This is a genomic window from Clostridium sp. UBA2485, assembly GCF_002341865.1.
GTDB lineage: Bacteria > Bacillota > Clostridia > Clostridiales > Clostridiaceae > Clostridium_J.
This window is the reverse complement of sequence record NZ_DDOV01000055.1, coordinates 44,821-56,964: the sequence shown is the minus strand read 5'-3', so window position 1 is coordinate 56,964 and position 12,144 is coordinate 44,821. Positions and strand designations below refer to the sequence as shown.

10 protein-coding genes are annotated in these 12,144 nt (G+C 28.7%); 4 read left to right on the top strand and 6 right to left on the bottom strand.

What is annotated here, in order from left to right; all coding sequences use genetic code 11:
• Positions 1 to 98: 98 nt before the first annotated feature.
• The 4 genes from B3603_RS11590 to B3603_RS11575 all read right to left on the bottom strand — a co-directional run bounded on the left by B3603_RS11590 (position 99) and on the right by B3603_RS11575 (position 3,056).
• Positions 99 to 1,004 (bottom strand): cation diffusion facilitator family transporter, encoded by a 906-nt coding sequence (locus B3603_RS11590; RefSeq protein ID WP_291564859.1) that lies wholly within the window; start codon positions 1,002 to 1,004, stop codon positions 99 to 101.
• A gap of 202 nt (positions 1,005 to 1,206) precedes the next feature.
• The gene (locus B3603_RS11585) at positions 1,207 to 1,740 is read right to left on the bottom strand and encodes a Chromate resistance protein ChrB (RefSeq protein ID WP_291564856.1); all 534 of its coding nucleotides are present in this window, start codon (positions 1,738 to 1,740) and stop codon (positions 1,207 to 1,209) included.
• Positions 1,737 to 1,913 (bottom strand): DUF4358 domain-containing protein, encoded by a 177-nt coding sequence (locus tag B3603_RS11580; protein ID WP_349676811.1) that lies wholly within the window; start codon positions 1,911 to 1,913, stop codon positions 1,737 to 1,739. The genes B3603_RS11585 and B3603_RS11580 overlap by 4 nt, the downstream gene beginning before the upstream one ends.
• Before the next feature lie 249 nt (positions 1,914 to 2,162).
• Positions 2,163 to 3,056, bottom strand: a complete 894-nt coding sequence (locus B3603_RS11575) for an alpha/beta fold hydrolase (RefSeq protein WP_291564854.1) — start codon at positions 3,054 to 3,056, stop codon at positions 2,163 to 2,165.
• 572 nt (positions 3,057 to 3,628) lie between these two features.
• Here B3603_RS11575 and B3603_RS11570 point away from each other — a divergent pair.
• The gene (locus B3603_RS11570; protein WP_291564851.1) at positions 3,629 to 4,990 is read left to right on the top strand and encodes an MATE family efflux transporter; all 1,362 of its coding nucleotides are present in this window, start codon (positions 3,629 to 3,631) and stop codon (positions 4,988 to 4,990) included.
• 121 nt (positions 4,991 to 5,111) lie between these two features.
• Here B3603_RS11570 and B3603_RS11565 read toward each other — a convergent pair whose 3' ends face one another.
• Entirely contained in the window at positions 5,112 to 6,860 is a 1,749-nt protein-coding gene (locus B3603_RS11565; protein WP_291564850.1) for an ABC transporter ATP-binding protein, read from the bottom strand.
• Positions 6,847 to 8,595: an ABC transporter ATP-binding protein gene (locus B3603_RS11560; protein WP_291564848.1), complete on the bottom strand. Its 1,749-nt coding sequence runs from the start codon at positions 8,593 to 8,595 to the stop codon at positions 6,847 to 6,849. The genes B3603_RS11565 and B3603_RS11560 overlap by 14 nt, the downstream gene beginning before the upstream one ends.
• Positions 8,596 to 8,859: 264 nt before the next feature.
• On the opposite strand from B3603_RS11560, the gene B3603_RS11555 reads away from it, so the two are divergent.
• The 3 genes from B3603_RS11555 to B3603_RS11545 all read left to right on the top strand — a co-directional run bounded on the left by B3603_RS11555 (position 8,860) and on the right by B3603_RS11545 (position 12,141).
• A complete protein-coding gene (locus B3603_RS11555; protein WP_291564846.1) occupies positions 8,860 to 9,732 on the top strand; it encodes a LysR family transcriptional regulator in 873 nt (290 codons plus the stop codon).
• A 287-nt stretch (positions 9,733 to 10,019) separates the two neighbouring features.
• A complete protein-coding gene (locus B3603_RS11550) occupies positions 10,020 to 10,673 on the top strand; it encodes a TetR/AcrR family transcriptional regulator (RefSeq protein ID WP_291564844.1) in 654 nt (217 codons plus the stop codon).
• 73 nt (positions 10,674 to 10,746) lie between these two features.
• Complete coding sequence (locus tag B3603_RS11545) at positions 10,747 to 12,141, top strand: alpha/beta hydrolase family protein (RefSeq protein WP_291564842.1); 1,395 nt, start codon at positions 10,747 to 10,749, stop codon at positions 12,139 to 12,141.
• Positions 12,142 to 12,144 lie beyond the last annotated feature (3 nt).

Here is a 12,144-nt window from a genome sequence, read left to right as displayed (position 1 = left end):
AATTTAACCTTTGATATTTCTTCTATAATAAACTGTTTATTATTAGGAAACATACACATCTTTAAGATTTTCATCCTACTACGTACGTAGTTATAAGCTTATTTTTGCTCAGTTAAATCCACGTGTATATTAATATTCAAATTTAATTTTTTCACAATATCATTCTGTATGTTATCCATTAATTCATCGATTTTTGATAAATTTCTATCTGAGACTATCTCTACATGTACAGAACCCCATCTTTTATCTGGCCCATAATCATGAATAACTAAATTATGAATACCACTTATATCCTTATAAGAAAATAGTATGTTTTTTATCTCATCCATAAGTTCAAATGTAATATTTCTTCCAAGTAATAAATCTATACTATTAGCTGCTGATTTAAATCCTGTATATAATATAAATATAGATACAATAATTCCTATAAATCCATCTATGGGAAATTCTGTAAAACCTGATAAAGTTAATGATATAATTGTCGCTCCTGTTGAAAGAATATCAGTTAAACAATCTAATACATTCAATTTCATTAAAGGTGATTTTATTTTTTCTCCTATTTTTCTATTAAATTTAACCAAAAATACTTTTATTAAGATTGAAATTATTAACGAAATCAGTGCAATATTACTGTATTTTATTGGTTTCGGGCTCAATATCTGCATTAAGGAGTTTTTAATAAATAAAGCACCAAATAGCAAAATAAAAATAGAAACTAATAAAGTAAAAATATATTCAATTCTTCCATAGCCAAAAGGATGTTTTTCATCAGCTGGTTTATTGGCAACCTTAAACCCTAAAATTATTACTATCGATAAAAGTGAATCAACTAAGTTATCAAATCCATCAGCCATAATAGATATACTCTGAGATAAAAGGCCAATCATAAGTTTTAAAGTGAATAGGAAAATATTCAAAAGTATATTTACAATGCAAGCAATAATGCCATATTTTTCTCTACCCTTTATATTCTCAAATTCATTCTTCCTGAAAAATTTTCCCAATGTTATCCTCTCCTAATATTTCTAATTATCATCATGAAATATATATTAATTGTAACAGTTGTTACATACAATATATGCTAATTGTAACACTCGTTACATTTAACGTCAATAACATTTTATAATATAAAAAAATAGAAATTCCTTATAATCTTAATTTCATAAAGAATTTCTACTTAACTTTTTCTTATATATTATTTTATTATTATTCCTCATGCCTTTTATAAACTTCATCGGAATATTCTTGTAATCTTACTTTTGCTTTTTCAAACACTTCTTCTGCTTTATCTTTACCTTCCGAATTAAAATAATCTCTTTTAATAATTTTATCATACCATCGTTGGAGCTTTTTTAGTTCTTCCTCATTTTCTTCAAGTTCAGAAAATTTAAATTTTCCATTTTCAGTTTCACGGTCAAGTTCGTATACAAGTCGTTGGCAGTTCTCTTGAAATTCATTATATTCTTCATTTACTTGTTGTTTGAACTCCAATATAATATTTTTTTCATCTTCTTCATTTATAAAATTAAGTTGACCTAATGTTGATTTTCCACCTAATAAATTAACTTCTTCACGAAGATTCTGTAAAATTTCATATAGGTTTTCTTGATATGGAAATAAAGCTACACCATGTTGCAGATAAATTCCTCCTAGATCTTTAATTATTCTCCAAACATAGACTCTATTCTTAGAGGGTTCACTTGGAATTTTATATGTAAAAGTTAAAAAATTTGTACTCATAAATTATATACTTCCTCTCTATTTTCTAAAAAATCTCTTTTTAAAGAGTATATCATAGAAATAAAGAAATTCTGTTTAATATTTTCCACATTATTAACATCTTTAGCTTTAATTACAGTTACTTCATCAGCTTTAATATTTGTAGAAGCTATATAGAAAATAAAGCTCTCCACTTCTTTATCATTGAAGTTATATAGTTTTTCAAGTCTATTAATATCCTCTTTCTTTCATTTCACTCACCTTAACAACCTGCTTGGCTTCTTCTTTGATAGAACCTCCAATTAAAGTTGTGAAAATAACAGTGCATACAATCATCATAATAAAAAGCTTTTTATTAATTTTTTTGAATATTAAAGAGACAGTTCATTTTTATTATATTATAAATAATATAATCTATTTATAATATAATTATGAACCGTCCCTTAGATTAAAAGTTCCTTTATTGCAGCAATAACTGCATCTGGTCTACTTTCATTAATACAATGATCACTATTTTCTACAATTATAAGTTCACTTTTATTTGATAACTCTTTTAATTCCTTGGATAATCTCTGCCATAGTTCTTCCACTCTTTCAGCTTCTTCTCTAGGTACTCTGTATGTTTCTATTATTTGATTTATAGAATATTCAGGATCTCTTATTAATATCTTTAAAGGTACATTTGGAAATTTACCTGCACTTTTTATTTCTTTTCCACCATTTCTTAAGTCAATTAATTCTGATAATTGTGTTCTATAAAATTCAGGTCTTATATTAAATTCTAAAAGTTCCTGTTGAATTTCATAAGGTAGCTTTAGTTCCTCTTTGGATAATGTCGGTTTTATTTCATCTTTTAATTGTTCTTTAGTATATTTAGAATAGGTTGTCCATAAATTTATATATGCTTCATCAGATTCATTTTCATCAGATACAGGTAACTCTAACTCATTAAATTTATAACCATCTACTGATGAAGAATCAACGAGAACTGCTCCTTCTACCTTTTCTGGATATAATCTAGAAAAATGCTGAACACACAAACCTCCATAGGAATGCCCTACCAATATAATCTTCTCTTTGATATCAAGTTTTTTTATTAAAGAGTATAAATCTTTGGAGGCTATAGCAGTTGTACTTCCTTCAATATGTGGCTCACTATTTCCAACTCCAGGTCTATGAATTGCAATGACGTTGGCATATTGTGATATATCTTCAATAATATTTAACCAATCGTAAATACTACACCCCATTCCTACCATAATAGCTACTGTTTTTTCTCCATTCCCTTTAATTAAATATTCCACTTTTCTTCCTTCAATCTCAGTTAACCTTATCATATTTTCCCCCTCTCCCTTATTTAGTAGTACTTTAAATTATGTTGTTACAAAATTATTATGTATCTCTATCCCCTGAAGACCATAATATTTCCTATATCATTAATAATATATATTTTCCATGCATTATATATTTCCTTTTAAATTTTAATAAAAGAAAACGTCAGCTACTCTTGTACCTAATACTTTATTATATTTATAACTTCATATCATTAAATATATTTCTAAACTTCTTCAATTTTTCTAAAAATAATTCACTTCATAAGAATAATCCTTTTTCCGTTATTTTTAATCCTTATATAAGTAGAGAATGTATAGTACATTCTCTTATAATTGATAAAGATAATCATTCTTAAACTTCTTAGAGAGTTTATCTATTTATTTGAAAGGAGGGTAGAAATAATTTAAATATCAGTATAAATAATCACTTAAAATTTAAAGTTTCAAATCTGATTTAAGGTTATAGATACTAAGTCATATTCCCAAGCTTTATTAAAATACCGAGTAAAAAAACTTTATAAAATCAAAATTGCAATTATTATATATAAATTAATTTAAGAAAAGGAATGATACTTATGAATAAAAATCGTGAAGAATTAATTAATGGTAATATGTTTAAATTACTTTTAAAACTTTCTGTTCCAGGAATTATAGGAATGTTGGTCATAGGTTTATATAGTTTATGTGATGCTATTTTTGTTGGAAAATTAGTAGGAGAAACGGCCTTAGCTGCTGTAAGTATATCTTCTCCCTATACTTTTATAAACAATTGTATTGCTGTACTTGTAGGAGTTGGTTCATCTTCAATTTTATCTCGTGCTATTGGAGCTAAGGATGATAAAGTAGTAAATAAAATTTTAGGTAATTTAATAATATGTGTATTAGTATTATCACTGTCTGTTACTATATTAGGATGTATATTTGCAGAAAACTTGCTTAGATTTTCAGGTGCTAAAGGGGAAATATTAAAGCTCGGAGTAAACTATTTAAGAATATCATATATAGGCTCCTTCTTTGTTAACTTTTCACAAAGTGCCAATATGCTCATAAGAGGAGAAGGAAAGATGAAAGAAGCTATGAGTATTATGGCATTAGGTGCAATATTAAATATTATTTTAGATCCAATATTTATAAAACCTTTAGGTCTAGGTATTGAAGGTGCAGCTATAGCTACAGTAATAGCTCAAATGATTCAAGCTCTAACTACATTTATATACTTTAAGCGTAATAAATCAATAATTCCACTTAATAAATTAAAATTTGCCTCTGATTTAGCACCAGAGATATTATCCGTAGGAGGTTCAGCAGCTATGATGCAACTTATGTACCTAATACAACAAACTGCATTATATAAGCTTGTATCAATATATGGTGGAGATGAACAAGTAGTATTAATGGGTGTGGCCCTTAGAATTTTAATGTTTACATTTATACCTATATGGGGAATAGGACAAGGGCTTCAGCCTATAGTAGGCATGAACTTTGGTGCAAAAAAATATGATCGTGTTAAAGAAGCGGTTAAAATCTTTAGTGTAGCTTCTGTAATATTCATCGGAATATTATGGGGTTTCTATATGATTAAACCTAAGATTGTTTTAAGCTTGTTCCTTAATGATAAAGCTTTAATAGAAAGTGGCTACAATTTATTTAGACTTATGTTTTTAGCCTTCCCAGTATCAGGTGTTATAGTTATGTGCATGACATTCTTCCAATCAATAGGCAAAGGTGGAAAATCTGCAATAATAACTCTTTTAAAACAAGTAGTACTTTTCATGCCTATAGCTATAGTTCTTACTAGAGTTGTTGGAATTAAAGGAACATGGATAGCTTCTACAGTTACAGACGTAATAGTATTCTTATACTGCCTTGTTCTTTTAGCTGTAGAATTTAAAAAGTTAGATAGAGTAGATTTAAAAGAATTGAATATTTCAAAATAAAATAAAATTTAATAGAACTTTTTATGAAACTCCCATAAAATTTAATAGTAGCAAATAAAAAAGGTATGAAATTTAAATAAGTAAATTTCATACCTTTTAATATATAAACTATCCTAAAATTTTAAATTACATCAGTAGCATTTTTAAATTGGCTTTTATAGAGCTTGGTATAAAAACCTCCCCTATTTATTAGTTCTTCATGGCTTCCTCTTTCGATTATCTCACCATCCTTCATTACTAAGATTAAATCAGCATCACGAATAGTGGAAAGCCTGTGAGCTATAACAAAGCTTGTTCTACCTTTCATCATAGAAAGAAATGCATTTTGTATTTTTATTTCAGTTCTTGTATCAACACTACTAGTTGCCTCGTCAAGTATAAGCATTGGAGGATCTATAAGCATCACTCTTGCTATAGTCAATAGCTGCTTTTGGCCTTCTGAAAGATTTGCTCCTGCCTCTGTAATAACTGTATCATACCCCTCTGGAAGTCTTTTTATAAAACTGTGAATATGTGCTGCCTTAGCTGCATTTTCAATTTCACTTTCAGTTGCCTCCTGCTTTCCATAGGCAATATTCTCCCTTATTGTTCCTTCAAAAAGCCAAGTATCTTGAAGAACCATTCCAAATAAAGATCTAAGATTATTTCTTTTAATTTCATATATATCTATTCCATCAATTAAGATCTTACCCTTGTTTATATCATAAAATCTCATAAGCAAATTAACCATAGTAGTTTTTCCTGCACCTGTAGGTCCAACGATAGCAATAGTGCTCCCCTTTCTTATTTCTGCATTAAAATCATTAATTAAAGGTACCTCTTTTACATAAGAAAAGGATACATTATCAAAAGTTATATTTCCCTCACAATTTGTAATCTTTTTAGTATTTTCTAAATCTGTTGGTTCTGGTGTTTCATCTATTATTGAAAATACCCTCTCACAAGATGCAAGTGCTGCTTGAAGCTGTGTTGCAACACTAGTTATATTGTTTATAGGTTGTGAAAATTGTGTTGAATAGGTTAAAAAACTTGATATTGTTCCTACACTAAGACCACCTAAAACTGACAGTAAGCCACCAATTACTCCAACTAATACATAAATAATATTATTAACAAATCTAGTTGATGGGTTTGTAAGTGATGAATAGAATTGTGCCTGTTGACCACATTTATAAAGTCTTCTATTAATCTTCTTAAATTTTTCTTCTGAACGTTTTTCATAACCAAAAACTTTAACTACCTTTTGATTGCCTATGATTTCTTCAATATATCCATTTAATTCCCCTACAGTTTTTTGTTGTTCTTTAAACATTTTATTTGATCTATTTGTAATGAAGGAAGCTATTACAAAACATAATGGAGTCATAAGTAATATAACTAAAGTTATTTTTACACTTAAAGCAAACATCAATACAAGAGAACTTATTATAGTTACAATTCCAGGATAAAATTGAGTTATACCTTGAAGTAATCCATCGGAAATAGCCTCAATATCATTTGTGAGTCTACTCATTATATCTCCATGTGCATTTTTATCAAAATATTTAAGTGGAAGAGTACTAATCTTATCAAAAGCTTCATTCCTTATATCTTTAACAGTTTTAAAAGCTATGATATTTGCTATAACTGTAAATATCCACATAAATAATGAACTAATTAAATATACCACTGCTAAAATAATTATTATTTTTAGCAAATTATCAAAATCCACTGTTCCTTTTCCTACAATTTTGTCTATTCCCTTTCCTACAATAAAAGGAATAAATGCCATTAAAATATTACTAATAAGTGCACATATAAGAGATATACCCATGTATATTTTATGATTTCCAATATACTTAAATAATCTAAATAAACTATTCTTTTTCAACTTCATCACTCTCCTTTGAAAGTTGAGAATTACATATCTCTTTATATACACCGCAATTACTAATCAATTCTTCATGATTTCCAACACCTGAAACTGTTCCATCATCTAAGACTATTATTTTATCTGCAGCTTTTATTGTGCTCACTCTTTGACTAACCATAATAACAGTCATACCTTTTGTATTCTTTTTAAGATCACTTCTAAGTGCTGCATCAGTGGCATAATCCAATGCACTTAAACTATCATCCATAATTAATATTTCTGGGTTACCTACAAGAGCCCTTGCTATGGTAAGTCTTTGCTTCTGCCCTCCTGAAAGATTAACTCCTCCTTGAGATATATTGGTTTCATATTTTAGTGGAAGCTTTTCAATAAATTCTGCAGCCTTACTAATTTCAGCTGCTTTTTTAACCTCCTCTATACTTGCGTTTTCTTTTCCCCATCTTATATTTTCCGAAACCGTTCCTGAAAATAAAATTGCCTTCTGTGGTACCACCCCTATTTTCTCTCCAAGTTCTTCTTTAGAATATTCCCTAACGTCAATTCCATTAATTAAAACTTTTCCTTCACTAACGTCATACAGTCTTGGAATTAAATTTATAAGCGTTGTTTTACCAGAACCAGTACCTCCAATTATTCCAACAGTTTGTCCTGATTCTATTTCAAAGGAAACATTGCTTATAGAATATTCCTTTGAACTTTTATATGCAAAAGATACATTTTCAAATTTTATTAAACTAACATTTTCATCTGACTTTCTATCCCTTAGTAAAACGTCATTATATTCTATACTTGGATTTGTATCGAATATTTCATTTACACGTGAAGCACTTGCAGCAGCTTTAGTAAATATTATGATGAGATTAGCAACAATAATAAGTGCTGATAAAATTAAAGTTGTATAATTTATATAAGCTATAATCTTTCCTGTTGTAATAGCACCGTTATTTACTCTAACGCCTCCAAACCATAATATAAATAAAATTGAAAAATTCATTATTATACTTGTAATTGGACTCATTAAAGCTGAGATCTTACCTACTTTAATTGAAGTATTTGTTTGATCTTCATTTGCACTTTCAAATCTCACCTTTTCATATTCCATTCTTGAAAATGCCCTTACAACTCTTACTCCAGATAGATTCTCTCTTAATATCAATGCTAATTTATCTAATTTCTTCTGAACTGTTTTATATAATGGTAGGGATTTATTCATTATCATATATAAAACAAAAGCAAATATAGGAATAGATAAATACATTATTGTTGAAAGCTTAACATCTAAAAACATTACCATTATAATTCCACCAATACATAAGAAAGGAACTCTTATAGCAAGACGAATAAACATTGCTAAGGCTAATTGAAGCTGATTTACATCGTTTATTACACGATTAATTAGTGAAGCTGTACCAAATTCATCTAGTTCATTATAAGATAAAGCACCTATTTTCTTAAATAGTTCATCTCTTAAAATCGTTCCAAAACCTTGGGATGCTATAGACGCAAAATATTGACAAGTAAAAGAAGATATAACTCCCAATGTAGCCATGAGAAACATTATACCTCCTATTTTCAGTATATACGATGTACTCCCAATTTTTATCCCCTTGTCTACAATTAAAATCATAATTGTAGGTATTGATATTTCGAATATAGCTTCTAACAATTTAAAAATCGGTCCTAAAATAACTTGTTTTTTATAGGGCTTAATAAATCTAAATAATTTAAACAAATTTTGACCTCCTTATAAAGCATCTAAAAAATTTATATTATATAATTCCCTAGAATTTGCTCACAGTTAATTATAGATAATTGTGGTAGATTATTGCAATAGAAAATACACTAACATACTAACTTACTGCTTTTCAAGATGCTTAATATAATTTATATTGAATTATTTTTATATTTATCCTATTATTATATCAAGCATAGATATATATTAAAAATACATAATATATATAGGCTATATACAATTTTTATATGGGAAGTGGATATTATGGATATAAAGCAATTAAAATATTTTTATACAATTGCAGAAGAAGGACAAATAACTAGTGCTGCAAAAAAACTTAATATTGCTCAGCCCCCTTTAAGTTATCAATTGAAAAATCTTGAAAATGAATTGGGAGTAAAACTTGTTGAAAGAGGAAGTCGTAATATTAAATTAACAGATGCAGGACTTATGCTTTATAATCGCGCAAAACAAATATTAGATTTAACAGAAACAACTATAGATGAATTAAAGGATTTTAAAAAAGGTACTCAAGGAACCCTATCTATAGGAACAGTGTCTTCTTCTGGTGCTTCATTATTAACTAACAGATTAGCTACCTTTCACGATAAATATCCATTTATAAATTTTGAAATTCATGAGGGAAATACTTATGAATTATTAGAAATACTAAATAGAGGTATAATTGAAATTGCAATTGTTCGTACACCTTTTAATACTGCAGATATAAACCATATTTATTTATCTTCTGAACCAATGGTTGCCGCCATGGTAGAAAACTTAAATTGGGATAATAATAAAACTATTGATATAAAAGCCTTAATGGATAAGCCTTTAATAATATATAGACGATTTGAGAAATTAATCTTAGAGGAATGTCATAAATTGGGTTTTAAACCTAAAGTTTTTTGTAAAAATGATGATGCACGAACTACTTTATTGTGGGCAAATGCTGGTCTTGGTATAGCTATTGTTCCAAAATCAGCACTTAAGCTTATAGGTTCGTCAAATTTATTATATAAAGAAATTGATAACAGTTCTTTATGTACTCAAATAGCTGCAATATGGATGAAAAATGGCTATCTTTCATCTGCTGCGAAGAATTTCTTAAGTACTTTTGGTAATGTAATAATCTAATTCTGATGGCAAATTTATTTCACCCATGTTACAATTTAAATACATAAATAGCACTCCTTTTATGGTTTAGTTTCGTCGCTTTAATCATGTCAAGGTGTGCTATTTTTGTGTAGTCAAAATTTAAAAGCGGTATATAAATAAAATCTAACTATCTACCTATGCCTCACCCTCTTTGTCTATATAAGAAATTTAACTTTAATTATTTTTTTGAGAATAAAGGCTTGACAGTTTATCTTAAGAGAAGTAAGATAAAGAAACATTCAAATGTATGTATAGGAGGATTTTAAATGGCTCGGAATAAATATCCAGAAATTACTAGGTTCAACATCTTGGAATCAGCTGTCCGTTTATTCACAATCAACGGGTGGGACAATGTTACAATTCAAGACATCGTAGATGATGTAGGCGACATTACTAGAGGAGCATTTTATCATCATTTCAAATCAAAAGCTGATTTAATTGATGCCGTAACTGCTGAGTTTTTTTCAGAGAATAAGTCATTTGAAAATCAACAAAAAAGTGAGAATTTGACTGCAATTGAGCGTTTAAGAAAAGGCCTTTCCTTTTCACTTAATAATCATGTAGAGCATGGTAAGATTATAAGGATCCCTCACATGATAAATTCTCCTGAGTTTATTTTGTGTATGGTAAATGATGGCGTTCATGTAATTGCTCCAGATATTTTAAAACTTATTTTAGCTGGGAATCGAGATGGATCTATGAAAGTGGCCTATCCAAAACAAGCAGCAGAAACCTTTACTTTACTTTTAAATCTCTGGACTAATCCAAGTATTTTCCAGGTTTCTAAGGAAGAGTACATGCAAAAAATCGAACATATTAACTTAATTCTTTCAGGAATTGGCATACCATTTGTCAATGATGAAGTACGAGTTACTTTTGAAAAGTACTATGACAGTATTCAAGATTCAAGTAAAAAATAAAACTACAAAATAGTTTTATTTTTTTAAAGATATACATACATTTGAATGTATCTAAAGTTAAGGAGTGAAAAAAATGCGTATTATCGAAGGAACATATGTCTTAGTTCAACTAATAGTGTTGTTTCTTTTAATCTTTAAGGAAAAAGGTGCAACCAAAAAAAATTATAGCTTATTAGTAATAAGCGGTGGATTAATGTTTACCCATCTTTTAATTGAAGGTGCTCGTTGGCAGATGATACCAGCTTATTTAATAACTTTATGTTGTATTCTGTTAGTTTTTATTAAACCTAAGGAGAAGAGTGTTTCGAAAAAAACTATCTTTAAAGTTTTTAAAATTGCTTCTTATCTGTTAGTTATAGCGATTGTTGTTAGTTTACCAACGCTTTTTCCTGTTATAAAATTCCCTAAACCAACTGGCGAATATAAAGTTGGGACAACTTCTTTTCACTTAATAGATAAAAGTCGTAAAGAGGAATACGAGTATAACGATAACCCTTATCGTGAATTGATGGTCCAAGTTTATTATCCAGCAAATAGTGAGAATAAACAAAAGGCTCCATATTCAGATAATATTACATCTTTACGTGAAGCACTTTCGGCTACTCAAACAATGCAATCTTTCATTACTTCACATTTAGGTCTAATTAAAACACATTCATTTAAAGATGCTAAACCTTTAAATGAAAAAGAGAAATTTCCATTACTTCTATTTTCTCATGGCATGAGTTTATACAATCGCCAAAATACCTTCCAAATAGAAGAAATGGTTAGTCATGGTTATGTTGTGGTTGCAATAAACTATACAGGAGATGCAGCAACTTCACTATTCCCAGGAAAAGAACCTGTTCCCTTTAGACCAAGAGAAACTGATTTAGAATTCCTTAATTCTGAAATTAAAATCTGGGAAAGTGATGCCTCTTTTGTTTTAGATGAGGTAGAAAAAGGTACTAATGATGAAAAACTTAAAACTATAGCCAAAATGGTAGACTTTAATAAGATTGGGATGTTGGGTCATTCATTTGGTGGAGCAACTTCAACTCAAGTTTTAATTAAAGACAAGAGAATTAAAGCAGCTATTGATATGGATGGCGGTTTATACGGAGAAGCAATACCTGATAAAGGTCCCGAAAAACCATATATGTTAATTAATGCATCTGATTCAATCCGTAACATGGAAGAAGCAAATAAAGCCGAGGTTGGAAATAGAGATGAACTTTTTGCTGAATCTTATAAGAGAAATCAAACCATTAAAAAACCAGGCGTCTACACTATTGTTTTACCAAACACTGATCATGGTAGTTTTACCGATTTAGCAGGTTTTTCTCCGTTAATAAGNNATAAGAAAACTTTTAAACTTATCAATGAACTTTCTCTCGACTTTTTTGATAAATATTTGAAAGAAACCAACATAGATGCTCTTGATAAATTTAAAGAAGATCATCCGGAAATAGAAATGAATAAATACTAAAAT

Excerpts from the sequence above, each read along its gene's own strand:
- B3603_RS11585 (WP_291564856.1), bottom strand. The coding sequence starts at position 1,740 with ATGAGTACAAATTTTTTAACTTTTACATATAAAATTCCAAGTGAACCC.
- B3603_RS11575 (WP_291564854.1), bottom strand. The coding sequence starts at position 3,056 with ATGATAAGGTTAACTGAGATTGAAGGAAGAAAAGTGGAATATTTAATT.
- B3603_RS11570 (WP_291564851.1), top strand. The coding sequence starts at position 3,629 with ATGAATAAAAATCGTGAAGAATTAATTAATGGTAATATGTTTAAATTA.
- B3603_RS11555 (WP_291564846.1), top strand. The coding sequence starts at position 8,860 with ATGGATATAAAGCAATTAAAATATTTTTATACAATTGCAGAAGAAGGA.
- B3603_RS11550 (WP_291564844.1), top strand. The coding sequence starts at position 10,020 with ATGGCTCGGAATAAATATCCAGAAATTACTAGGTTCAACATCTTGGAA.